This is a genomic window from Kocuria coralli (genome assembly GCF_008831305.1).
GTDB classification, from domain to species: domain Bacteria; phylum Actinomycetota; class Actinomycetes; order Actinomycetales; family Micrococcaceae; genus Kocuria; species Kocuria coralli.
This window is the reverse complement of the sequence record NZ_ML708622.1, coordinates 55,008-78,435: the sequence shown is the minus strand read 5'-3', so window position 1 is coordinate 78,435 and position 23,428 is coordinate 55,008. Positions and strand designations below refer to the sequence as shown.

Sequence of the window (23,428 nt, the reverse complement as noted above, 5' to 3'; positions counted from 1 at the left end):
CGCTCTGCGGGAACGCCTGATCAGGCACCACTGACCGGTGCCGGGCCGACCGGGATCGCCGGCATGCCCAGGCTGACCTGCCCCGGTTTCCCGGGGGCACCGGTACCGCAGGAGGCCGCCTGCTCGCGCTCCCAGGCGTCCCCGCCTCGCGAGCGCCGCAGGCCGTACTGGTCCGCGCGGGGATCGGAGATGAGGTGATAGGCGGCTGCCCCGGTCACCGGGACGGTCACGAAATCGCCGGGCCTCGGCGCCTGGGCGCCTTCGGGCACGGAGAAGTGCACGAGACGCTGGTCCCGCGCCCGGCCGGACAGCCGGTGCGTCCGGCCGCTCTTCTTGCCCGAGTTCGCGGTGACCAGCAGTTCCACGGTGCGGCCGACGATCGCGGCGTTCTCCTCGGCCGCGATCCGGTCCTGCAGCGCCAGGAGCCGTTCGAACCGCTCCTGGACGACCGCCTTGGGCAGCTGGTCCTCGCGCTCTCCGGCCGGTGTCCCCAGGCGCACCGAGTACTGGAAGGTGAACGCCGAGGAGAAGCGGGAAGCCTCGACCACCCGCATGGTGTCCTGGAAGTCCTCCTCCGTCTCCCCGGGGAAACCCACGATGATGTCCGTGGTGATGGCGGCGTGCGGGATGCGCTCGCGCACCTTTTCCAGGATCCCCAGGAACTTCCTGGAACGGTAGGAGCGGCGCATCTCCCGCAGGACCCTGTCCGATCCGGACTGCAACGGCATGTGCAGCTGGGGCACGGCATTGGGGGTCTCGGCCATGGCGTCGATGACGTCGTCGGTGAATGCGGCCGGGTGCGGCGAGGTGAAACGCACCCGTTCCAGCCCCTCGATCTCACCGCACGCCCGCAGCAGCTTGGAGAACGCCTGCCGGTCGCCGAAGGAGACCCCGTAGGAGTTCACGTTCTGGCCCAGCAGGGTGACCTCGACGGCGCCCTGGTCCACGAGCGCCCGGATCTCGGCCAGGATCTCGCCGGGACGGCGGTCCTCCTCCTTGCCCCGCAGGGACGGCACGATGCAGAACGTGCAGGTGTTGTTGCAGCCCACGGAGATGGAGACCCATCCGGCGTAGGCCTGATCGCGTTTGGTGGGTAGCGCCGAGGGGAAGGTCTCGAGGGATTCGAGGATCTCGATCTCGGCTTCCTCGTTGTGGCGGGCGCGCTCGAGCAGCACCGGCAGGGAGCCGATGTTGTGAGTGCCGAAGACCACGTCGACCACGGGGGACTTCTCGAGGATGGTGTCCTGGTCCTTCTGGGCCAGGCACCCGCCCACGGCCACCTGGAAGTCCTTGTTCCGCTCCTTCTGGGGCACCAGCTGGGAGAGGTGCCCGTAGAGCTTGTTATCCGCGTTCTCCCGGACCGCGCAGGTGTTGAACACCACCAGGTCGGGGTCCGTGCCCTCCGGCGCCGGGAAATAGCCCGCGGTCTCGAGCAGGCCCGTGATCCGCTCGGAGTCGTGGACGTTCATCTGGCACCCGAAGGTTCGCACCTCGTAGGAGCGCGGAACGTCCAGGATGGGGATCTCAGGGGCCTCGGTCGAGGGGCGCGGCTTCGCCAGCCCGGCGTAGGTCTCGGGCAGGTCGGCGGCCTTGGCGGGGGTTCTCACGGGGGTCGTACTCACGCGACAAGGATAGTGGCAGGGTCAAATCACGGCGTATCCAGCCACAGGCCTTCGTCGTCGTCGGATTCAGCATCGGATTCAGCCCCGACGGCGGCCTCGGCCTCAGCGAGGACCTGCTTGACGACGTCGAAGGCGAGCCCAGGGGCGTAACCCTTGCGGGCGAGCATGGACACCAGCCGCCGGGTGAGCTTCTCCCGCGCCGCACGGTCGGCCAGCTGCTGGGTCAGCTGCCCGCCCGAGGGCGTCTTGCGCCGCACCAGTTCCAGGGCGTCTTCCCGCTCATCGTCGTCGGTGCGCTGCTCCAGGGCCTGCTCGGCCAGTTCCGGGTCGATCCCCTTGGCCTGCAGATCGCGCCGGAGCGCGGGGCGGGCCAGTTTCCGGGTCTCGGCCCGGGATCTCACGAAGGTCTCGGCGAACGCGGCATCGTCGACCAGACCGACCTCCTGGAACCTGTCCAGGACCGATGCCGCCACGTCCTCGGGGACCCCCCGATCCGCGAGCTTGTCCTCGAGCTGGCGCCGCGACTTGGCCGAGGCCGTGAGCTGCCGCAGCACGATATTGCGCGCCGATTCGTGGGCCTCCGCGTCCGAGTTCGCGGCGACGGTGTCCGAAGAGGGCTCCTCCGCCTTCCCCGACCGTCGGTACCGTTCCTGGGCACGCCGGCGCCGGCGTTCGTACGGTGACTCGGACAAGACTCTCAGCCTCCAGTTGCTCGGGCGCTCCGGTACGGACGACAGTGGAGGACTGCGCTCCGAGCCCTCATGCCGAGCGCCGTGGCCGGCCCCGGAGGAATGTGCCCCGGGGCCGGATCATGGACGCGTCAGAAGGCGGCTTTGGCCGAGGAGTCGTCCTGACCGAAGTCGGCCACCACTCCGTCCTCATCCGTTTCCGGCGCATCGCTTTCGATGATCTCGAGCTTGGTGAGGATCTTGTGCTCGATCTCCAGCGCGAGCTCCGGATTATCGCGCAGGAAGCGGCGGGCGTTCTCCTTGCCCTGTCCCAGCTGATCGCCTTCATAGGTGAACCAGGCACCGGACTTCTTGACGATGCCCTGCTCGACCCCCAGGTCGATGAGGCCGCCCTCCGTGGAGATGCCCTGGCCGTAGAGGATGTCGAACTCGGCCTGCTTGAACGGCGGGGCCATCTTGTTCTTGACGATCTTGGCGCGGGTCCGGTTGCCCACGGGGTTGGCGCCGTCCTTGAGCGTCTCGATGCGGCGCACGTCCACCCGCACGGAGGCGTAGAACTTGAGGGCCTTGCCGCCCGTGGTGGTCTCCGGGGAGCCGAAGAACACGCCGATCTTCTCGCGCAGCTGGTTGATGAAGATCGCCGTGGTCTGCGAGTGGGAGAGGCGCCCGGTGATCTTGCGCAGCGCCTGCGACATCAGACGCGCCTGCAGGCCCACATGGGAGTCGCCCATCTCCCCCTCGATCTCGGCCTTGGGCACCAGGGCGGCCACGGAGTCGATCACCACGATGTCGATGGAGCCCGAGCCCACCAGCATGTCCATGATCTCCAGGGCCTGCTCACCCGTATCCGGCTGGGAGACCAGCAGGTTGTCGATGTCCACCCCGAGCTTCTGGGCGTAGACGGGGTCCAGGGCGTGCTCCGCGTCGATGAAGGCCGCGATGCCGCCGTTCTTCTGCACATTGGCGACGGCGTGCAGCGCCACGGTGGTCTTACCCGATGATTCCGGGCCGTAGATCTCCACCACGCGGCCCCGCGGGAATCCGCCGGTGCCCAGGGCGACGTCCAGGGCGATCGAGCCGGTGGGGATGACCTCCACCTTCTGCACCGGACGTTCGCCCAGGCGCATGACAGAACCCTTGCCGTAGTTCTTGTCGATCTGGGCCAGGACGGTCTCGAGTGCCTTTTCGCGGTTGGAACCGCCTGCTGTGGAACTGGTCTTGGGGGCCATGGTTCACCTCGTATGCATATGGTGCGACCTCGATGGCCGCGGGTGTGGCGCGGTGCGTCTGTGGTGCTCGAGTCCTCATCACGCGCCCCGCTGAAGCTGTCATGGAAAACGCTATGCGAGGGGTCCGACAACACAAGGACGGGGCCGTTAGCCGAGGGAACGCATCCCGGCGGCGAAGCAGCGGCACCACCTGTGGAGTCACCTGGGCTGGCCTCGAGCACAACGAGATTCTACAGCAATCTTCGAACATTTATTCGATGGATGCCTCCGGGGGCGTGTCACCGGCGCGGCTCCCGGTCGGGGCCCCACCACCGCTCCCGGGGCACGTCCTGGTTCTTGCACAGGGCGAACCAGACGGTCTTGGGGTCCTCGCCGTCGTCGATGGCCTGGGCGGGGGTGCGATGCCCCAGGTCCCCCAGCACCGTCTGCTCGGCCAGCATCCGGCCCTGAGCGGCACCGAACTCGTGCTCGAGCATGTCGTAGAAGCGACTCAGTCGCACACGTCCTCCTCGTCATGGGGCTGCCACGGGACACGGACGGCCCGCGGCGGGCGGACCAGCGGCAGCGCGGTCCGGCAATGCGTCAGGGCCCGACAGCTTCGAAGCTGTCGGGCCCTGACGCGTCGTCCGGCTGTCCGGCTCAAGCCCGGGGGCAGGGCCGGTGCAGCCTGTCGTTCGGAAGATCAGTGGGCACGGACGCCGAATTCCTGCTGGTACTGCTCCCGCAGCTCAGCCGGAACGGTATCGGGTGCCAGGTTGCCCTCGACCTCTGCGACGCGGTCTGCGACCTCACGCAGCATGGTGGACACCGGGACATCGAGTGCGGCGCAGATCGATGCCAGCAATTCGGAGGAGGCCTCCTTCTGGCCTCGCTCGACCTCACTCAGGTAACCGAGCGAGACGCGTGCCGAGTGCGAGACCTCGCGCAGGGTGCGCTCCTGGCGCTGGCGCACGGAACGCAGTACCTCGCCGATTTCCTGGCGCAGCACGACCGGCTTGGGCTCCGCGTAGGCGGATTCATTGATGGTAGCGGTCTCGACGTCCTTCCAGCGGATGACGCCGTTAACGGACACGGGGGTCTTGGTCGTCGTGATGATTGGCTCCTCAATCGTGCGGACGGATGATCCGCTTGGCCCGTAGTCGGCTCTTGAGCCGGTTACGGATGGCCCTTCCCTGGGCCGTCGACGGGTACAACCGCCGAACGTGTTTCGATTGTTCCCGATCGATGCGGAGATTCACTGAGAGATTTCTGAGAGCCCGCAGTACGCCGTGAGTTCCCGTAGCGCCGCGACCACGGTCGAGGTGCGGATCTCATCGCGGTCGCCGTGCAGCTCCAGTCCCACGGTCCGGGTTCCCCGAGGCCCTGCCACCCCGATGTACACCGTTCCCACGGGTTTGCCGTCGTGGGGTTCCGGCCCGGCCACGCCCGTGGTCGAGACGCCGATGCCGACGCCCAGAGCCTCGCGCGCACCTTCGGCCATGAGCGCTGCGACCTGCGGATCCACCGCGCCGGTCCGCTCGAGCAAGGCCGCCGGAACACCGAGGACCCGGGTCTTGACCCCGTGGGAATACGAGACCACCCCGCCCTCGAAGACGGCCGACGCCCCGGGGACGGCGACCAGCGCGGCGGCCACCTTCCCTCCGGTGAGGGACTCGGCGGTCCCGATGCTGAGACGGGCGGCTACCGCCGCCGAGATGGCCTCCTCGGCCGCTTCGAACTCGTCTTCGCCGCCTAGCCGCTCGTTACTCCGCATGACTTCCCATGACGTCAGCTGTTGTCCACCGGGCGCCCGGCTGCCAGGGAGTCCCGCCGCAGCTGCCTGGCCTTGATGACGTAGTCGACGCCGGTGACGACCGTGGCGATGAGGGCCAGGGCCATGCAGAACCAGCCGAGCCACGCCCACCAAGCGCCCACGAGCGGGACCAGCGGCAGCAGCATGACCAGCAGGGCCACGGTCTGCAGCACGGTCTTGAGCTTCCCGCCCTTGGAGGCGGCCATCACGCCGTAGCGGATCACCACGAAGCGCATGAGGGTGATCCCCCACTCGCGCAACAGGATCACGATGGTCACCCACCACCACAGCTCGCCCAGGACGGAGAGCACCACGAACGCAGCACCCGTGAGCAGCTTGTCGGCGATCGGGTCGGCGATCTTGCCGAACGAGGTGATCAGCCCCCTCGCCCTGGCGATGTCGCCGTCGAGCTTGTCCGTGAGCATGGCCAGCCCGAAGACGACGAACGCCGCCCAGCGCATGGCCAGCGAGTCCTCCCCGAAAGGCCCGCCCGCCACCAGGAACCAGACGAAGAAGGGCACCATCAGGATGCGCAAAGTGGTCAGGGCGTTGGGAAGGTTCCAGTTGGATGCCTTCGGAGCCTGAGTCTCTGGGGATGTCATCGCATTACCGTCCCGTCAGCTGCCATGCGTCGTCGGATTCTGGGTCGTCGGCGTCGTCGTGGTAGTCCGTCGCCGCCGCCCCGGTGGGATCGGCGAGCGGGTCGGTGTCCAGGTCTCCGCCCGTGGTGCCGCCGGTGCCGGCATGCTCCTGAGCACCCGCGACGACGGCGGTCGGCGGCTCCTCGCCCCTGATCAGGGCCAGCGTAGCCGCAAGGTCGTCGGGTCGCACGAGCACGTCGCGGGCCTTGGAACCCTCGGAGGGGCCCACGACGCCGCGGGACTCCATCAGGTCCATCAGCCTCCCGGCCTTGGCGAAACCGACCCGCAGCTTGCGCTGCAGCATCGAGGTCGAGCCGAACTGCGTGGTGACCACCAGTTCGACCGCCTGCAGCAGGACGTCGAGATCGTCCCCGATGTCCTCGTCGATCTCCTTCTTGGGGGCCTCCTGGACCACGTCCTCGCGGTAGTTGGCCTTCATCTGGGACTTGACGTGCTCCACGACCTCGTGGATCTCCGACTCGGCCACCCACGCCCCCTGGACGCGCATGGGCTTGGAGGCGCCCATGGGCAGGAACAGGGCGTCGCCCTGGCCGATCAGCTTCTCGGCCCCGGGCTGATCCAGCACCACCCGGGAGTCGGTCACCGAGGAGGTCGCGAAGGCCATGCGCGAGGGCACGTTGGCCTTGATCAGGCCCGTCACCACGTCCACGGACGGGCGCTGGGTGGCCAGCACCAGATGAATACCCGCCGCACGGGCCAGCTGGGTGATGCGCACGATCGCGTCCTCGACGTCGCGCGGGGCGACCATCATGAGGTCCGCGAGCTCGTCGACGATCACCAGCAGGTACGGATACGGCTTGATCTTGCGCTTGGATCCCGGCTCGGGCTGCACCTTGCCGTTGCGCACGCCCTTGTTGAAGTCGTCGATGTGCTTGTAGCCGTAGTGGGACAGATCGTCGTAGCGGGCGTCCATCTCCCGCACCACCCACTGCAGGGCCTCGGCGGCCTTCTTGGGGTTGGTGATGATCGGCGTGATCAGATGCGGAACCCCCTCGTAGGCGGTCAGCTCCACGCGCTTGGGGTCGACCATGACCATCCGGACCTCGTCCGGGGTGGCTCGCATCAACAGCGAGACGATCATCGAGTTGACGAACGACGACTTACCGGCGCCCGTGGCACCGGCCACCAGCATGTGCGGCATCTTCGCGAGGTTCGCCACCACGAACCCGCCCTCGACGTCCTTGCCCACGCCCATGACCATGGGGTGGTCGTTCTTGCGGGCCGCCTGCGAGCGCAGGACATCGCCCAGCACGACCGTCTCGCGGTCCGTGTTGGGGATCTCGATGCCGATCGCCGACTTGCCCGGGATGGGCGAGAGGATGCGGACGTCGGAGGACGCCACCGCATAGGAGATGTTCTTCGACAGCGCGGTGACCTTCTCCACCTTGGTCCCGGGGGCCAGTTCGATCTCGTAGCGGGTCACCGTGGGCCCGCGGGAGAAGCCGGTGACCTCGGCGTCGACCTTGAACTGCCGGAGGGTGTCGGTCAGGGCGCCGACCACGGCGTCGTTGGCCTCGGAGCGCTCCTTGGCCGGGGGGCCCTGGATCAGCGACGTCGACGACGGCAGCGAGTACGCCACGTCCCCTTCCAGCTGCAGCTGCTCGGTGCGCCGCGGGATCGGGCTGGACTGCACGGGCGTGGGAATGACCGTGGTCTCGCCATCGGCTCCGTCCGGGTCGATCAGCGCCGCAGCGCCCGAACCGGCGGCGGTGTCCGCCGCTCCCGTGGAGGAGCCGTCCAGGCCCTGCTCGCGGCGCAGTTCGCGGGCCGCGAGCTGGTCCCGGGTGGGACGCTTCTGCCCCGGACGCAGGCCCGAAGACGCCTGCGAGGCCGCCTTGGACGGGGAAGCGCCTGAGGAGTCCCTGGCCTCGTCGCCGGACTCGACGTCGAAGACGCCGGCGCTCGGCGCACCCCGTGAGGCGCGTTCACCGACCGCGGGGACCTGGTCGGTGTCCTCGCCGATCACCGCGGTCTCGAAGGCCTCATCGCCGTGGTAGGCGTCCAGGCGCTCGCGTTCGGCGTCGCGCCGGTCCTTCTTGTCCTGTTTGTCCTGCTTGCGCGCGGCCCGGCGGGCGGCGCGATCCGATGCGGGCCGGGGGTCGCGGTCGTCGAGGTAGGAGCGGTCGTGCTCCGGGTCGGTGAGGTCGGTCGCCTTCCCGTCCCGGGGGCCTGTGCCCGCGATCGCCTGCCAGGCGCGCGCCAGGCGCGGGCCGATCTGGGAGAACGGCGTGCCGGTGACGATCAGCACGCACAGTGCGAGCACCACGCCGCACACCGCTGCGGCACCGCCCGGGGTCAGCACCGTGCCGAGCGGGCCGGCGGCCAGGTAGCCGAACGCACCGCCCGCGGTCAGCCGGGCGGCGAAGCTCTCCGTGACCCCGGGGGCTCCCCCGATCACGTGCGCGATGCCCGCCCCGGCCAGGATGGCGATGGTCAGACCCAGGGCGATGCGGTTGTTCGTCGTCGTCGGAACCGGCTTGCGGAAGAGCCGGACCGAGAAACCGAGCAGGCCGAGCGGCAGCACCAGGGCGGCCCAGCCGATCAGGCCCGCGACGAACCAGTGGATCCCGGACGCGATGGCCGAGACCCCGGGGATTCCGGCGTCGTACAGGCTCCACCACTCGACGACGGCGACGAGGAGGCCCGCGCACAGCAGCACCAGCGCACCGCCGTCCCTGCGGTCGTCGGGGTCGAGATCGGTGCGCAGCGTGCCGATGCGCCGGATCGCTCCGCCGATCAGGTGCGCGAACCAGAGCCAGGTGCCGATCAGGGCATGGACGGCGCGCTCACCGACCCCCGGGGCGGGGGTCTTCGAAGAGCCCCTCTTGGCCTTCGAGGTGCTGGTTCCGCGCGACGTCGATGCGCCCTTGCGGGCGGGGGAAGTACGAGTCGCCATATCCCTAGGGTAATGGACGGCGCAAATGCAGGTCCCTGCGGCGCACGCGGGCTATCGGCCCTCTTCCTCGAGTCCCCGGTAGCGCTCCCGGTCCCTGGCCGCGTCCTCACGGGCCCAGCGGCGGCGATTGGCGTCGTCGCGCAGGATCATGAACCAGATCAGGCTGAAGATCATGAGGACGGCGCCGATCAGGAAGCCGGCCGAGGCGAGGCCCATGGTCAGGATCTCCGGATCGGTGGGCATGCACGCCTCCGACAGGTCTCCGGCGGTGCAGTCCGACCACGGCCGCAGCAGGACCAGTCCGCCCGCCACGAGACTCGCCGCGGTGATCACACCCCCGAGGATCAGCATCGCCATGCGGGGCTTGCCAAACATGTCAGCCTCCTCACTCGTCAGCGTACTGACTTGCCAGCGTACTGATGAGAACGTCCCGTACGGCCGGGTTCATTCCGCATAGCGCCGCCGAGATGCGAGGTGACCCGCCCATCGGGGTCGATGGGCGGGTCAACTCGCATCTCGGCGGGAAAGGGCTCAGCTCGGGGAGCCGACCTCGATGACGACCGGCACGATCATCGGCTTGCGGCGGAGCTTGCGCCCCACCCACGGGCCGATGGTGCGGCGAACGGTCTGCTGGAGCTGATGCGTGGTGTACTGCTTCTGCTCGTGCAGCGCGTCCTCGATGGCGCCCGTGATCTTGGGGACGATGTCGTCGAAGACCCGGTCGTCCTCGGCCACGCCGCGGGCGTGGATGTCCGGGCCGTTGACCACTCGCTTGTTCTGGCGGTCGATCACGGTGACGACGGAGATGAAGCCCTCCTCGCCCAGCACGATCCGGTCGCGGAGGTCGTCCTCGGTGATCTCGCCGACCGAGGACCCGTCCACGTAGACGAACTTGATCTCGTGGCCGCCGACGATCCGCGCCTTGTGGTCCTTCATGTCCACGGCCGTGCCGTTCTCGGTGAGCAGCACGTTCTCCGGCGGAACGCCGGTGGCCTCGGCCAGTTCGCCGTTGGCCATCAGGTGCCGGACCTCGCCGTGCACCGGCATGACGTGCTCGGGCTCGACGATGTTGTAGCAGTACAGCAGCTCACCCGCAGAGGCGTGCCCGGAGACGTGGACCTTGGCGTTGGACTTGTGCACGACGTGCGCACCGAGCCGCATGAGACCGTTGATGATGCGGAACACCGAGTTCTCGTTGCCCGGGATCAGCGAGGACGCGAGGATCACGGTGTCGCCCTCCCGGACCTGGACCCGGTGGTCGCCGCGGGCCATGCGCGAGAGCGCCGCCATGGGCTCCCCCTGCGAACCGGTGCACATGATCACCAGCTCGTCGTCGCGGAACTGCTCGACCTTGCGCTGATCCACCAGCACGCCCTCGGGGACGTCCAGGTAGCCGAGCTCGGCCGCGATGCCCATGTTGCGTTCCATGGAACGGCCCATGAGGGCGACCTTGCGCCCCGAGGCGACGGCGGCATCGAGCACCTGCTGGACGCGGTGGACGTGCGAGGAGAAGGAGGCGACGACGACCTTCTGGCTGGACTTCTGGATCACGTCCACCAGGACGCCGCCGATGTCCTTCTCCGTGGGGGTGAAGCCCGGGACCTCGGCGTTGGTCGAGTCGGTGAGGAATAGGTCCACGCCCTCTTCGCCCAGCCGCGCGAAATGCCGCAGGTCGGTGATGCGCCCGTCCAGGGGAAGCTGGTCCATCTTGAAGTCGCCCGTGTGCAGGACCGTCCCGGCCTTCGTGCGCATGAAGACGGCCAGCGCGTCGGGGATGGAGTGGTTGACGGCCACGAACTCGCATTCGAACTCGCCGAGCTTCTCCACCTGTCCCTCGCGCACGGTGAGGGTGTAGGGCTTGATGCGGTGCTCGCGCAGCTTCGCCTCCACCAGGGCCAGCGTGAGCTGCGAGCCGAGCAGGGGGATGTCAGAGCGGCGCTTGAGCAGGTAGGGCACCGCGCCGATGTGATCCTCGTGGCCGTGCGTGAGCACGATCGCCACGATGTCGTCCAGACGGTCCTCGATGTGGGAGATGTCCGGGAGGATCAGGTCGACGCCGGGCTGGTTCTCCTCCGGGAAGAGCACGCCGCAGTCCACGACGAGCAGCTGACCGTTGATCTCGAACACGGTCATGTTGCGGCCGACCTCGCCCAGACCTCCGAGCGGGGTGACCCGCAAGGTGTCCTGGCCCAGGGCGGGCGGCTCGCTCAAGTTTTCAATCCAATGGGTCATGCAACCCCTTTCTGATGTCGGTGCTCTCGGGAGAGCTCTTGTTTAAAACGGTAGGGTCCCGGCCACCACGGACCCGGCCAGATCGGCCTTGATGGCGGCCTGCTCGGACTCGGTGGCCGCGACGTAGGGCAGCCGGACGGTGTGATTGGGCAGAACGGACTGCCAGTGCAGGATCTGCTTGGCGGAGACGGCTCCGGGGATGTGGGTCATGGTCGCGCGGACGACCGGCTCCAGCTCGTGGGCGATGGCCCGCGCCTCGTGCAGGTCCTCCGCTCGCATGGCGTCGATCAGGCGGCGGAATCGCGGGGTGTCCACATGGCTGGTCACACCGACCAGGCCGACGGCGCCGATGGACATCCACGGCACGGTGAGGCCGTCGTCGCCGGAATAGTAGAGCAGATCGGTCTCCGAGATCACCCGCATCCCGGCTGCCAGGTCCGCCTTGGCGTCCTTGACGGCGACGATCTTGGGGTGCTCGGCCAGCCGCAGCAGCGTCTCCACGGACAGCGGGATGCCCGTGCGCCCCGGGATGTCGTAGAGCATGATCGGCAGCTCCACCGCATCCGCCACGGTCTCGAAGTGGGCCACGACGCCGGTCTGGGTGGGCTTGTTGTAGTAGGGGGTGACGATCAGGAGACCGTCCATGCCGGCCTTCTCCGCCTGGGCCGAGAGGTGCATGGTGTGCTGGGTGTCGTTCGAGCCGGCACCGGCCACCAGGGCCACGCGGTCTCCGACGGCTTCCTTGACGGTGCGGAACACGGCCTCGTGCTCGTCGTCGGTCATGGTCGAGTACTCGCCGGTGGTGCCGCCGACCACCAGGCCGTCGCAGCCCTGGTCCGCCAGGCGGACGGCCAGGGCCTCGGTGGCAGCCAGGTCCACGGAGCCGTCTTCCGCGAACGGCGTGACCATGGCGGTGAGCAGGGTTCCGAACAGGGGCTTGTCCTGGTGCGCAGTCATGCCATAACCCTAACTCGCCGCGCTGCCCGGCTCGGGCCCGGACCCGTCCGGCCGCCGAGAAATTCGCACCGCCTGGCGCATCGCCCGCCGTGCCCTGCGGGTATCGCCCGAGGCGCTGTAGGCCAGGGACAACCGGTACCAGGTGCGCCAGTCCCCGGGCGCCCGTTCCACGTCGGCCTTCCACCGCGGGAACCGCTCGTCGGCGGTCTCGCGGACGATCCGCCCGGAGGGATGCCGGGGGAGGTCGTCCTCGGGCATCTCGCCCTCCTCGACGAGCCGCCTGCCCAGGCGTTCGATGCGGATCCCGAAGCTCAGTTCCCGCAGCAGCGCCCAGGCGCCCACGACGGGGAGCACGATCAGGGCGGAGCCCAGGAACTTGCTGATCCACAGCTCGGAGGTCATCAGGAGCCAGGCCCGCTGGAGGGTCAGCCCCAGGTAGAAGACCAGCAGAGCGATCATGGCCGCCGCCAGAGCCTTGCCCCGGTTCGTGGACTCCAGCAGCGTGAAGACGCCCGCGAAGGCGGCGACCACGAGGATGGTCAGCTTGGATCCCTGGGGCAGGGGCAGCAGCCACAGGGTCACGAGGGCCGCGAACAATGCGACCCATCCCAGGAGCCGGAGGGAGCCCAGGCCGGAGCCGCCCGCGCCGCGACCGGATCCCGTGCCCGGTGGCGGCGCGCTCCCGCCGCTCACGCGTCGAGGTCCATGAAGTGCTCCAGACCGTGGGTCAGACCGGGCCGGCTGCTCACCGTGCGCACCCCCAGCAGCACCCCGGACATGAAGGAGACGCGGTCGAAGGAGTCGTGGCGGATGGTGAGCATCTCGCCCACGTTGCCCAGCAGGGTCTCCTGGTGGGCGACGAGTCCGCGCAGCCGCACCGAGTGGACGCTCACCCCGTCGACCTTCGCCCCCCGGGCTCCGTCCGGGTCGGTCTGGGTGGCGTCCGGGGAGTCCTGCAGGCCGGCGGCCCGCCGCGCCTCCCCCACCATCGCCGCTGTGCGGGCGGCCGTGCCCGACGGTGCGTCCACCTTGTCCGGGTGGTGCAGTTCCACGATCTCGGTGGACTCGAAGAACCTGGCCGCCAGTGCGGAGAACCGCATGGCCAGGACGGCCCCGATGGAGAAGTTCGGGGCGATCAGGACGCCTACCTCGGGGTGCTCCCGGAGCAGCTCGGAGAGCCGGCTCAGCCGCTGCTCGTCCCATCCCGTGGTGCCGACGACGCAGTGGATCCCGTTCTCCACGCAGAACCGCACGTTCTCCTCCGTCGAGGCCGGGACCGTCAGGTCGATCGCGACCTCGGCGCCGGAGACCAGCAGCTGCCGCAGCGAGTCGCCGTGGCCGATCGTGCTGACGAGCTGGAGGTCGCGGGCGCCGTCGACGGCGCGCACGGCCTCCGCTCCCATGCGCCCGTGGGCGCCCAGGACGGCGACCTTGACGGGGGCATCGACGGTGGCGTTGACGGTGGCGTTGACGGTGGTCTCTTGGCTCATGGTCACTCCTGTTGTTCTTGCGGTCGGTTGATCCCTCGGCTGCGGGTGGGGCCGGAACGCTCAGTCCTGGCCGGGGGCCACGACCTGGACCACGGTGGGCCCGTCAGCCAGCTCCTGGGCCAGCTCCCGGACCTGTTCGGGAGTGACCGCCCGCACGCGGTCGAGCGTCTCCTCGAGATCGAGGAACTCCCCCGTGGTCAGCTCCGCCGTGCCCAGCCGGGACATGCGGGAGCCCGTGTCCTCCAGGGCCAGGACCGTTCCGCCGGCCAGCTGACCCACCACCTTGCGCAGTTCGGTCTCGCGGATACCGTCCTGGGCGAGCTTGTCCAGCTCGTCGGTCATCAGCTGCAGCACCTGCTCGGTCTTGCCCGGGGTGCAGCCCGCGTACATGCCGAAGTACCCGGCGTCCGAGTACGACCCTCCGAAGGAGAAGGTGTTGTAGGCGAGCCCTCGTTTCTCCCGGATCTCCTGGAAGAGGCGGGAGGACATGCCACCGCCGAGCGCCGCGTTGAGGACGGTCATGTGGTACCGGCGGTCGTCGCCGGCGACCAGACCGGGGCGGCCGATGACGATGTTGCTCTGCTCGACCTGCCGGTGCAGCAGGTGCCTGCCCCACTCGGGCTGCGGGGTGGTGGCATCCAGGGATCCCCGGGTGCGCCGCTGACGCGGAGCCGCGGGACGCTGGGCGTCCCAGCCCGCGGTGGCCATCGCCTCCACGACCATGTCCACGACCTCCTGATGGTCCAGCCCGCCGGCCGCGGTGACCACCAGGCCCTCCGGCCGGTAGTGCTCCCGGAAGTGCTCCCAGACGCGTTCGCGGCTGACGGACAGGATCTCCTCCGGGGTGCCGCCGATCGGGCGCGCCAGGGGGTTGCCGTGCAGTACGTGCTCGACGAAGTGCTCGAAGGCCACGTCCGTGGGATCGTCCTGGTCCATCGCCAGCTCTTCGAGGATGACCCCGCGTTCGCGTTCGAGTTCCTCGGGGTCGAGCACAGCGCCGGCGACCATGTCCATGAGCACGTCCACCGCCATCGGCAGCTGCTCGGAGAGCACACGCGCGAAGTAGCAGGTGTGCTCCTTGGCCGTGATCGCGTTGGACTCGCCCCCGACCTCATCGAAGGCCTCCGCGATCTGCAGGGCGTTGCGCTTGGCCGTGCCCTTGAACAGGAGATGCTCCAGGAAATGGGTGGAGCCCAGATGGCCCGGCTGCTCGTCGCGCGAGCCGACGCCCACCCAGAAGCCCACGGTGGCCGAGAGCAGGCCGGGCATGGACTCCGTCAGGATCCGCGTCCCGCACGGCAGGACGGTCCGGGTCACGACGGCGCCGCCGTCGCCGTCGTGGATCACGTGCGTGAAGCCGGGGTCACCGGTTGCACCGGGACGCAGAGCCGCATGGGCGCTGGCATCGTTCGCACCGCCGAGGCCGGCGGGAAGCAATGGTAGGTCGACAACCGTCATACGGCTACTTCAGTCTCCTGTCGAAGGGGAGGTCGCATCCGGTTCCGCGGGATGCCGGGCCGGATGCGGCCATTATGGCCGACATCCCCGGGACTCGCGTGCGCCCCGGGGATGTCGTCAGTCGTGGCCGGCCCCTTCACGGGGCCGGCGTGGCGGGATCAGTTCTCCTCGGATCCCTCGGCCTCGTCGCCGGAGTCGCCTGCCTCCAGCACCGGGGAGAGCGACAGCTTGCCGCGGTCGTCCACCTTGGTGATCTCCACCTGCACCTGCTGGCCGACGGAGACGACGTCCTCGACGTCGTTGACCCGCTCGCCGTTGTTGAGCTTGCGCAGCTCGGTGACATGCAGCAGGCCGTCGCGACCCGGGGTCAGGGACACGAAGGCACCGAAGGTGGTGGTCTTCACGACCGTGCCGAGGTAGCGCTCGCCCACCTCGGGGACCTGCGGGTTGGCGATCGCGTTGATCGCCGAGCGAGCGGCCTCCGCGGAGGGACCGTCGACGGCGCCGATGTAGACCGTGCCGTCGTCCTCGATCGAGATGTCGGCGCCGGTGTCCTCCTGGATCTGGTTGATCATCTTGCCCTTGGGGCCGATGACCTCGCCGATCTTGGAGACCGGGACGTTGACCGTGATGATCCGCGGAGCGTGCTCGGACATCTCGTCGGGAGCGTCGATCGCGGAGTTCAGCACGTCGAGGATGGCCAGGCGCGCATCGCGGGCCTGGGTCAGCGCGGCGGCCAGGACGTCGGCGGGGATGCCCTCGAGCTTGGTGTCCAGCTGGATCGCGGTGACGAACTCGGAGGTGCCGGCGACCTTGAAGTCCATGTCGCCCAGGGCGTCCTCGGCGCCGAGGATGTCGGTCAGGGCCACGTGGGCGTCCTGGCCGTCGACCTGGCCGGTGACCAGGCCCATCGCGATGCCGGCGACGGGCGCGCGCAGGGGCACGCCGGCGTTGAGCAGCGACAGGGTCGAGGCGCACACCGAGCCCATGGAGGTCGAGCCGTTGGAGCCCAGGGCCTCGGAGACCTGGCGGATCGCGTAGGGGAACTCCTCGCGCGACGGGATGACCGGCGTCAGGGCGCGCTCGGCGAGCGCACCGTGGCCGATCTCGCGGCGCTTGGGCGAGCCCACGCGGCCGGTCTCGCCGGTGGAGTACGGCGGGAAGTTGTAGTGGTGCAGGTACCGCTTGGACTTCACCGGCGACAGGGAGTCGATCTGCTGCTCGAGCTTGAGCATGTTCAGCGTGGTGACGCCCATGATCTGGGTCTCTCCGCGCTGGAAGATCGCCGAGCCGTGGACGCGCGGCAGGATCTCCACCATGGCGGTCAGCTCGCGGATGTCCTTGGGGCCGCGACCGTCGATGCGCACGCCGTCGCGCAGGATGCGCTGGCGCACGGTCTCCTTGGTCAGCTTCTGGTAGGCGTCGTTGACCTCGTTGAGACGGTCCTCGAACGGCTTGCCCTCACCGGCGAGCTCGGCCAGCACGGCCTGGTGCAGCTCGTCGGTGGCGTCCTCGCGCTCCTGCTTGCCGGCGATGGCGTACACCTCGGCCAGCCGGTCCCCGGCAGACTCCTTGACGGCCGCGGCGACGTCGTCGCCGTGCCCGCCGAAGTACGGCAGCTCCATGGCGGGCTTGCCGGCGCGGGCCTTGAGGTCCGCCTGGGCCTCGCACAGGGCCTTGATGAACGGCTTGGCGGCCTCCAGGCCCTCGGCCACGATCTCCTCGGACGGGGCGACGGCACCGCTGTGGATGAGGCTCCAGGAGTTGTCGGTGGCCTCGGCCTCGACCATCATGATCGCGACGTCCTCGGAGCCGTCGGCACCGGTCACGACGCGGCCGGCGACGGCCATGTCGAACACGGCGTTCTCCAGCTGGGAGTGCTTGGGGAAGCACACCCACTGGTGCGAGCCGTCGGCCTGGGCGATCAGCGCCAGGCGGACGCCGCCGACGGGACCGCCGAACGGGGCGCCGGAGAGGGTCGTGGACATCGAGGCGGCGTTGATCGCCACGGTGTTGTAGATCTCGTCCGGGTCGATCGCCAGGACGGTCACGACCACCTGGACCTCGTTGCGGATGCCCTTGTCGAAGCCGGGGCGCAGCGGACGGTCGATCAGGCGGCAGGCCAGGATCGCGTCGGTGGACGGACGTCCCTCACGGCGGAAGAAGGAGCCCGGGATGCGCCCGTCGGCGTACATCCGCTCCTCGACGTCCACGGTCAGCGGGAAGAAGTCGAAACCCTCGCGCGGCTTCTTGCCGATCGCGGTGGTGGACAGCAGGGTGGTGTCGTCGTCGATGGACACCAGGGTGGAACCGGCTGCCTGCTGTGCCAGCAGACCGGTCTCGAAGCGCACGACGCGCTTGCCGTAGCGGCCGTTGTCGATAACGGCCTCAGCGAACTGGATCTCGGGACCCTCCACGGGTCACCTCCATTTCATCGGATTCTTCTGTGGTCTGCCCAGAAGTCACCGCGCCCGCGTTCGGCCTTCGATCGAAGCCCACGGAGCCTGTGCGCGCCGCAGCGCGCAGCGGATCCGTGAGCCACTGTCGAGGACCGTCACCCGGGTCTCGGTGTCATCGGGGCGTCGGCGGTCACCGCGAGCGGGACCGCCGGAGTTCGCCTCGCATGGAGGCGAACGGTTCTAGTGCATCCCCAGCCTGTCAGGTGACCGGCGTGCGCGCCGGGATTTGCGGCTGGGAGTTTGGCCGGTACGGGATGCCGGTACCGGGATAGAGGTCGGGGCGGGGCCGTGGCCACCAGTGGCGGCCTCGGCTCCGCCCCGGCTCAAGACGTCGATCAGCGGCGCAGGCCGAGGCGCCCGATGAGCGCACGGTAGCGGGCGATGTCGGTGTCGCGCAGGTAGGTGAGCATACGACGACGGCGACCGACCAGGGCCATGAGGCCGCGGCGGGTGTGGTGGTCGTGCTTGTGCATCTTCAGGTGCTCGGTGAGATCCGAGATGCGGCGGGTCAGGACGGCGACCTGGACCTCGGGTGAACCGGTGTCACCCTCGTGGGTCGCGTATTCCTTGATGATCTCCTGCTTGACGGCGGGGTCAAGGGCCATGATGAACTCCTTGCGTTCAGTGCCGTGCGGCCCGTACGCGATTCTTCGCGCCGGGTCCCTGCCCGGCGAGCCGGTGAGAGGGGGTCCGTCCGCCACGGACTGCAGGCGGACCGCCGAACAGTCTAACAGGCCGCCTCTCTCTCCACGAGATGGCGGGGCAGGGCGCCACCGCCGGCCGGACGACCCGCGAACCCGTATCCGCGCGGTCACCCGTATTGACAGCATGCTGCTGGGAGAATGGGATGACGGTAACAGTCCGCGACCGGAGAGAAGGCAGAGAACAGTGAGCAATCAGCCGCAGGAAGCGCAGATCGAATACGACGAGGAGAAGATCGCCCGGGCCGGCGCAGAGGCCGAGAAGGGCGAGGACTTCTTCGACGACCACGAGTTCGACGCCGGGCTGACCGATCAGGCGGGGGTGGCCGGACGCCGTCATACCCTGCACGACGGAACCCGGATTCCCCAGATCGGCCTGGGTACCGCGCGCATGGACGACGCCGAGGCGGAGGCCGTGGTGTACGAGGCGCTCTCCACCGGCTTCCGCCTGATCGACACGGCGGTCAACTACGAGAACGAGACCGGGGTCGGCCGGGCCATCAAGGATTCCCTGCTGCCGCGCGACGAGGTCTTCGTGACCACCAAGCTGCCCGGACGCGATCACGGCACGGATTCGGTGCGCCGCTCCCTGGAGGGCTCCCTCGGCCGTCTCGGCCTGGACAGGGTGGATCTCTACCTCATCCACTGGCCCAACCCGAAGCACGGCCTGTACGTGGACTCGTTCCGGACGATGCTGGAGCTGCGGGACGAGGGCCTGGTGGGTTCGGTGGGCGTCTCGAACTTCACGCCCGAGATGGTTGACGAGCTCATCGCCAAGGTGGGCGAGGCGCCGACGGTCAACCAGGTGGAACTGCAGCCTCAGTATCAGCAGGAACAGCTGCGCGCCCATCATCACGGGCATCGCATCCTGGTCGAGGCGTGGGCTCCCCTGGGCTACGACTCGAAGATGCTGGAGCACGAGTGGGTCCAGGAGATCGCCGCCGACCAGGGCCGCACACCGGCCCAGGTCATCCTGCGCTGGCACGTCCAGTCGGGCGTGCTCCCGATCCCGAAGACCTCCAAGGCCAAGCGCATGGCCGAGAACCTGGATGTCTTCGGATGGGAGCTGACCTCCCGGCAGATGAGCCGGATGAAGATGCTGCACACCGGTCTGTCGGCCTCCGGTTTCGACCCGTGGGAGCACGAAGAGATGTGACCGCGCCGCAGGCGACGGGGCCCCGGTCTCGGACCGGGCAGGACCGGGCGAGGAACATCGGGCGGGTCAGTGCGATCGAAGGATCTCGCGGGTCCGGTCGACGTCCTTCGTCATCTGGGACACGAGCTTCTCCACGCCCTCGTAGGCCACCATGCCGCGCAGGCGCTGCACGAACTCGACCACGACCTCCTGGGCGTAGAGGTCGAAATCCTCGACCCGCTCGACCGGGCGGTCGATGACGTGGGCCTCGACCACCCGTGACACGCCGTCGAAGGTGGGGTTCGAGCCCACGGAAACGGCCACGGGCCACCGGCGGTCCCGCGCGTCGATGAGCCAGCCGGCGTACACGCCGTCAGCGGGCACGTAGCCGTCGGATGCGGAGTCGAGATTGGCCGTCGGGAAGCCCAGCTCGCGTCCGCGCGCCGCCCCGTGCACCACGGTGCCGCGCACGCGATGAGGCCTGCCCAGCATGATCGCGGCCTCGGCCACGTCGCCCTGGTTGAGCAGCTCCCGGATCCAGGTGGAGGAGATCCGGCGGTCGACGTGGTGGCCGACCATGTCGCCTTCGAGATCCTCGACCACCACCACCTCGAAACCATGCCGCTCCCCCAGCTCCTGGAGGACCTTGACGTCGCCGGAGTTGCCCCTGCCGAACCGGGCGTCCGCACCGACCACCACGCAGTGCGCGTTCAGCCCGGCGCACAGGTAGTCGGCGACGAACTCCTCGGGCGCCTGCGCCGAGAAGTCCAGGTCGTAGTGCTGCACGAGCACCGCGTCCAGGCCGATGGCCTCCATGGCGTCGAGCTTGTCGCGGGTGCCCATGATCTTGCCGCGGTGCGTCTCCGGGCGGTGGACCTCGGCCGGGTGGGGGTCGAAGGTCAGCACGACCGCTTGCAGCCCCGCGGCTCGGGCACGCCCCACCAGCTTCCTGAGGACCTCCTGGTGACCGCGGTGGACCCCGTCGAAGTTCCCGACGGTTACCACGGACGGCCCGAAATCACGGGGGACCTCGGTCAGGGCGTGGAAACGGTGCACAGTGCTCCTTGGCGGCGGCGGTTCATCCTGAGGCAGGGCGTCGGTGGCTGCCCGATCCGCGGATCCTGGCAGCCGGGTCGTTCCCCGTCCCACAGGGTAGCCGCTCGAATCGATTCGGGCGGACTCACGACGACGGTACCCGCCAGGCGTTGGCGGGCTCCCTGGGGTCCCCGGCCTTGATCGAGGCCATCCAGCAGTCCACGAGCGCCCCGCGCTGCTCGCCGAAGCCCGGGACGAAGACGGGCTCGCCGAAACCCAGCTTCCAGGCCGTCTTGACCGATGCCCAGTTCCCGTCGAAGGCGATCCAGTGGAGATGAGTGAAACCCAGCGTGCCGAAGGCCTAGTCCATCAGCAGCCGGCACGCCGCCTGTGCGGCCCCCGTCCCACGGGCGTGCGGGCCGAAGTTCAGCCCGATGTCGGCCGCGCACGACGCTCATGCGATCTCGCGTTCCAAGGGGACATCGTCCAGGCCTGCCATGGGGCGGGTGCGCCAGAGCCAGAGGATGCCGATGAACGGCAGCACGAGGGGGATGAAGCCGTAGCCCTGCCCGAAGTGGGACCACACGGTGTCGTCGGCGAACAGATCCGGGGCGATGAACGTCCAGGCGCCGATGGCGATGACTCCCGCCATCTCGATGAGCACGGCAGCCGTAGCCACTCGATGCCACACCCGTCCCGCCCTGGTCAGGGCGACGGCGGCCAGGACGTAGACCACCGCGGCGAAGAGGGAGAGCAGGTAGGCCAGCGGGGCGACGTCGAACTGGGTGCCGATCTGGTAGATCGCGCGTACCCCCGCGGAGAGGGCGAAGATGCCGTAGATCGCGATGATCACGCGCCCGAATCCGGTGGACTTGGCATCCTTGCGCACGGGCTGCCCGCGCGGCCCGAAACGGCGTTGCAGCACACCGCCCGTGCCCTGGACAGGTGCCTGCCCGGCGGGATCCACCGGGGAGGCGTCCTCATCCGGCTTCGGGGGAATGGGGTCGTGAGCCACGCACAGTCCTTTCTGGATGAGCTCTCTCGATGAGGCTCTGCTCCCTACTGGTAATACCAGATGAAGTTCATTCTGTAGACCATCACGATGATGGTGGGCCCGGTGGCCGCGAGGATCCAGTTGGACCAGCTCGATCGCTCGACGAGAGACCAGATGAAGGTCCCGGCCGGGATGATCAGGGCGGTCAGCAGATAGCCCCAGTATTCGAGCACGCTGCCCGAGGCCTCGGGGCCGATGAAGAGCATCAGGATCGACCCCAGGCCGTACAGCAGCAGGAAGGCCTCCTGCAGCAGGACGGAACCCTGGGTGAGGTCGCCCGGCGCCTTGCCGCGCAGCGCTTGGACCACGCACACCAGGAACGACAGCGTGCCGAGGACCACAGAGGCCCAGAACCATCCGTCATAACCCCACAGCACCGGTCGTCTCCTTCATCCGTATGTCTTTTGCCTCCGCCGGGCGGGCCGGTTCCACCGTAGTCCGGCTGTGTTGTCCGGCCGGCCATCCCCGTCTCATCTCACCGGGCGCGCAGCACCAGGACGGGTTTCGCCGTGCGCTCCCCGGGATTGCCCCGGTCTTCGACCAGGGCCACCACACGGCCCTCAGGGTCGAAGGCAGCGGTCAGGTCCCGGGTTCCGGTAGCCGGTATGCGCTTGCCGTGGCTGAGATCGAGCGCTTCCCGTTGCGAGAGCTCCCGGACGGGGAACATGGCTCGCGCCGCCTCGTCCAGGGAGGTCGCCGGAACGGTCCCGCCGTCGGCGACGATGGCGCGCAGCCGCTCCAGGTCGCTCGCGTGCGACAAGTCCAGCGAACCCACGCGGGTGCGCCGCAACGCGGTCAGGTGGCCATGGATGCCCAGAGCCTCGCCCAGGTCGCGGGCCAGGGCGCGCACGTAAGTGCCCGAGGAGACGTCCACGGTGACGGACAGGTCGATGACGGCCGAGCCATCGGCCAGCCGGTGCCGCGAGACCTCGTGCACCTCGAAACGCGAGACGGTCACGGACCGGGCGTCGAGCTGGACATCCTCCCCCGCCCGGACACGGGCGTAGGAGCGCTTGCCGTCGACCTTGATCGCGGACACCGCGGAGGGCACCTGCCGGATCGGACCCGTCAGCGCGCTCACCGCCCCCGCGATCGCCTCGTCGGTCACGGCCTCCACGCGTGCGGTCTCCGCGACGGAGGTGACCTCTCCCTCGGCGTCCTCCGTGACGGTGGCCACGCCCAGCCGGATGACGGCGTCGTAGGTCTTGTCCGCGCCCACCAGGTAGGTCAGGAGCTTGGTCCCCCGGCCCACGCCCGCCACCAGGACGCCCGTGGCCATCGGATCCAGCGTCCCCGCGTGGCCCACCTTCTTGGTGCCGCACAGACGGCGGAGGCGGCCGACGACATCGTGGCTGGTCCAGCCCTGGGGTTTGTCCACCACGACCAGTCCCTCGGGGACGGGAAGCTGCGGATCCGGACGCGGGACCTCCTCCCGCGGTGCCCGCTCCCCGCCCTCGACGGACGGGGAGCGGGCACCGCGGGAGGAGTCACTGCGAGCCGAGGCGGTCACCGCTCCGTGGACTCCGGCGACCCGGCCGGCGCGCCGGAATCCTGGTCGGCGAGGTCCTCGGCGTCCTCATCCGCGCTGCGGTAGGGGTTCTCGTCGGAGGCGTACTGGGCGCCGACGGCGGCTGCCGCGACCTCGGCGTCCTTCTCCTTGGCCCGGCGCAGCACGTCCTCGAGGTGCGATGCGGCCTCGGGGATCTCGTCGGCCACGAAGGTCAGGGTCGGGGTCAGCCGCGCCGTGATGTTCTTGCCGACCTCGGAGCGCAGGATGCCCTTGGCGGACTCCAGTGCCCGGGCCGAGTCGGCCTTCTCCTCGGCGGTGCCGTAGACCGTGTAGTACACGGTGGCATGCTGAAGGTCATTGGTCACCCGGGCGTCCGTGATGGTCACGAACCCCAGCCGGGGATCCTTGATGCGACGCTCCAGGGCCTGGGCCACGATCACCTTGATGCGGTCGGCCAGGCGGGATGCGCGCTGAGTGTCGGCCATGGTTGCTCCTTGGCTCGGTGAG

At 69.1% G+C, this 23,428-nt stretch carries 22 protein-coding genes; 1 reads left to right on the top strand and 21 read right to left on the bottom strand.

The window, feature by feature from the left end:
- Positions 1-20 precede the first annotated feature (20 nt).
- From miaB to rpsO, 16 genes are all read right to left on the bottom strand, one after another.
- The gene (gene miaB / locus FCK90_RS11520; RefSeq protein ID WP_246180246.1) at positions 21-1,559 is read right to left on the bottom strand and encodes a tRNA (N6-isopentenyl adenosine(37)-C2)-methylthiotransferase MiaB; all 1,539 of its coding nucleotides are present in this window, start codon (positions 1,557-1,559) and stop codon (positions 21-23) included.
- 89 nt (positions 1,560-1,648) lie between these two features.
- Positions 1,649-2,314 carry a regulatory protein RecX gene (locus FCK90_RS11515; RefSeq protein ID WP_158034450.1) on the bottom strand — a complete coding sequence of 222 codons (666 nt, stop codon included), beginning with the start codon at positions 2,312-2,314 and terminating at the stop codon, positions 1,649-1,651.
- Positions 2,315-2,442: 128 nt separating this feature from the next.
- Positions 2,443-3,540, bottom strand: a complete 1,098-nt coding sequence (gene recA / locus FCK90_RS11510; protein WP_158034449.1) for a recombinase RecA — start codon at positions 3,538-3,540, stop codon at positions 2,443-2,445.
- Positions 3,541-3,818: 278 nt separating this feature from the next.
- Positions 3,819-4,040 (bottom strand): DUF3046 domain-containing protein, encoded by a 222-nt coding sequence (locus FCK90_RS11505; RefSeq protein ID WP_158034448.1) that lies wholly within the window; start codon positions 4,038-4,040, stop codon positions 3,819-3,821.
- Positions 4,041-4,222: 182 nt separating this feature from the next.
- Complete coding sequence (locus FCK90_RS11500; protein ID WP_181954301.1) at positions 4,223-4,612, bottom strand: helix-turn-helix domain-containing protein; 390 nt, start codon at positions 4,610-4,612, stop codon at positions 4,223-4,225.
- Between the two features lie 162 nt (positions 4,613-4,774).
- Positions 4,775-5,293, bottom strand: a complete 519-nt coding sequence (locus tag FCK90_RS11495) for a CinA family protein (RefSeq protein ID WP_158034446.1) — start codon at positions 5,291-5,293, stop codon at positions 4,775-4,777.
- Positions 5,294-5,307: 14 nt separating this feature from the next.
- Positions 5,308-5,934 (bottom strand): CDP-diacylglycerol--glycerol-3-phosphate 3-phosphatidyltransferase, encoded by a 627-nt coding sequence (gene pgsA, locus FCK90_RS11490; RefSeq protein WP_158034445.1) that lies wholly within the window; start codon positions 5,932-5,934, stop codon positions 5,308-5,310.
- Between the two features lie 4 nt (positions 5,935-5,938).
- Positions 5,939-8,890 carry an FtsK/SpoIIIE family DNA translocase gene (locus tag FCK90_RS11485; protein WP_158034444.1) on the bottom strand — a complete coding sequence of 984 codons (2,952 nt, stop codon included), beginning with the start codon at positions 8,888-8,890 and terminating at the stop codon, positions 5,939-5,941.
- A gap of 51 nt (positions 8,891-8,941) precedes the next feature.
- A complete protein-coding gene (locus FCK90_RS11480; protein ID WP_158034443.1) occupies positions 8,942-9,265 on the bottom strand; it encodes a hypothetical protein in 324 nt (107 codons plus the stop codon).
- Positions 9,266-9,421: 156 nt separating this feature from the next.
- Positions 9,422-11,122 (bottom strand): ribonuclease J, encoded by a 1,701-nt coding sequence (locus FCK90_RS11475; RefSeq protein WP_158034442.1) that lies wholly within the window; start codon positions 11,120-11,122, stop codon positions 9,422-9,424.
- 42 nt (positions 11,123-11,164) lie between these two features.
- Positions 11,165-12,079 carry a 4-hydroxy-tetrahydrodipicolinate synthase gene (gene dapA / locus FCK90_RS11470; RefSeq protein ID WP_158034441.1) on the bottom strand — a complete coding sequence of 305 codons (915 nt, stop codon included), beginning with the start codon at positions 12,077-12,079 and terminating at the stop codon, positions 11,165-11,167.
- A gap of 9 nt (positions 12,080-12,088) precedes the next feature.
- The gene (locus tag FCK90_RS11465) at positions 12,089-12,772 is read right to left on the bottom strand and encodes a hypothetical protein (protein ID WP_246180223.1); all 684 of its coding nucleotides are present in this window, start codon (positions 12,770-12,772) and stop codon (positions 12,089-12,091) included.
- Positions 12,769-13,569 carry a 4-hydroxy-tetrahydrodipicolinate reductase gene (dapB, locus tag FCK90_RS11460; protein WP_158034440.1) on the bottom strand — a complete coding sequence of 267 codons (801 nt, stop codon included), beginning with the start codon at positions 13,567-13,569 and terminating at the stop codon, positions 12,769-12,771. Before dapB ends, FCK90_RS11465 begins: the two co-directional genes overlap by 4 nt.
- Before the next feature lie 60 nt (positions 13,570-13,629).
- Positions 13,630-15,027, bottom strand: a complete 1,398-nt coding sequence (locus tag FCK90_RS11455) for a M16 family metallopeptidase (RefSeq protein ID WP_158034439.1) — start codon at positions 15,025-15,027, stop codon at positions 13,630-13,632.
- Between the two features lie 158 nt (positions 15,028-15,185).
- The gene (locus FCK90_RS11450; protein ID WP_158034438.1) at positions 15,186-17,444 is read right to left on the bottom strand and encodes a polyribonucleotide nucleotidyltransferase; all 2,259 of its coding nucleotides are present in this window, start codon (positions 17,442-17,444) and stop codon (positions 15,186-15,188) included.
- A gap of 377 nt (positions 17,445-17,821) precedes the next feature.
- A complete protein-coding gene (rpsO, locus tag FCK90_RS11445; protein ID WP_158034437.1) occupies positions 17,822-18,091 on the bottom strand; it encodes a 30S ribosomal protein S15 in 270 nt (89 codons plus the stop codon).
- Positions 18,092-18,374: 283 nt separating this feature from the next.
- On the opposite strand from rpsO, the gene FCK90_RS11440 reads away from it, so the two are divergent.
- The gene (locus tag FCK90_RS11440; protein WP_343029897.1) at positions 18,375-19,343 is read left to right on the top strand and encodes an aldo/keto reductase; all 969 of its coding nucleotides are present in this window, start codon (positions 18,375-18,377) and stop codon (positions 19,341-19,343) included.
- 66 nt (positions 19,344-19,409) lie between these two features.
- On the opposite strand, the gene FCK90_RS11435 is transcribed toward FCK90_RS11440, so the two are convergent.
- From FCK90_RS11435 to rbfA, 5 genes are all read right to left on the bottom strand, one after another.
- Entirely contained in the window at positions 19,410-20,378 is a 969-nt protein-coding gene (locus tag FCK90_RS11435) for a bifunctional riboflavin kinase/FAD synthetase (RefSeq protein WP_158034436.1), read from the bottom strand.
- A gap of 433 nt (positions 20,379-20,811) precedes the next feature.
- Complete coding sequence (locus tag FCK90_RS11430) at positions 20,812-21,372, bottom strand: hypothetical protein (RefSeq protein WP_425481703.1); 561 nt, start codon at positions 21,370-21,372, stop codon at positions 20,812-20,814.
- 44 nt (positions 21,373-21,416) lie between these two features.
- The gene (locus FCK90_RS11425; protein WP_158034435.1) at positions 21,417-21,788 is read right to left on the bottom strand and encodes a hypothetical protein; all 372 of its coding nucleotides are present in this window, start codon (positions 21,786-21,788) and stop codon (positions 21,417-21,419) included.
- A gap of 98 nt (positions 21,789-21,886) precedes the next feature.
- Positions 21,887-22,798, bottom strand: coding sequence for a tRNA pseudouridine(55) synthase TruB (truB, locus tag FCK90_RS11420; protein WP_246180231.1), 912 nt, complete (start codon positions 22,796-22,798; stop codon positions 21,887-21,889).
- A 119-nt stretch (positions 22,799-22,917) separates the two neighbouring features.
- Positions 22,918-23,406 (bottom strand): 30S ribosome-binding factor RbfA, encoded by a 489-nt coding sequence (rbfA, locus tag FCK90_RS11415; RefSeq protein ID WP_158034433.1) that lies wholly within the window; start codon positions 23,404-23,406, stop codon positions 22,918-22,920.
- Between the last annotated feature and the right edge of the window lie 22 nt (positions 23,407-23,428).

Excerpts from the sequence above, each read along its gene's own strand:
- recA (WP_158034449.1), bottom strand. The coding sequence starts at position 3,540 with ATGGCCCCCAAGACCAGTTCCACAGCAGGCGGTTCCAACCGCGAAAAG.
- FCK90_RS11495 (WP_158034446.1), bottom strand. The coding sequence starts at position 5,293 with ATGCGGAGTAACGAGCGGCTAGGCGGCGAAGACGAGTTCGAAGCGGCC.
- pgsA (WP_158034445.1), bottom strand. The coding sequence starts at position 5,934 with ATGACATCCCCAGAGACTCAGGCTCCGAAGGCATCCAACTGGAACCTT.
- FCK90_RS11485 (WP_158034444.1), bottom strand. The coding sequence starts at position 8,890 with ATGGCGACTCGTACTTCCCCCGCCCGCAAGGGCGCATCGACGTCGCGC.
- FCK90_RS11480 (WP_158034443.1), bottom strand. The coding sequence starts at position 9,265 with ATGTTTGGCAAGCCCCGCATGGCGATGCTGATCCTCGGGGGTGTGATC.
- FCK90_RS11475 (WP_158034442.1), bottom strand. The coding sequence starts at position 11,122 with ATGACCCATTGGATTGAAAACTTGAGCGAGCCGCCCGCCCTGGGCCAG.
- dapA (WP_158034441.1), bottom strand. The coding sequence starts at position 12,079 with ATGACTGCGCACCAGGACAAGCCCCTGTTCGGAACCCTGCTCACCGCC.
- dapB (WP_158034440.1), bottom strand. The coding sequence starts at position 13,569 with ATGAGCCAAGAGACCACCGTCAACGCCACCGTCAACGCCACCGTCGAT.
- FCK90_RS11455 (WP_158034439.1), bottom strand. The coding sequence starts at position 15,027 with ATGACGGTTGTCGACCTACCATTGCTTCCCGCCGGCCTCGGCGGTGCG.
- rpsO (WP_158034437.1), bottom strand. The coding sequence starts at position 18,091 with ATGGCCCTTGACCCCGCCGTCAAGCAGGAGATCATCAAGGAATACGCG.
- rbfA (WP_158034433.1), bottom strand. The coding sequence starts at position 23,406 with ATGGCCGACACTCAGCGCGCATCCCGCCTGGCCGACCGCATCAAGGTG.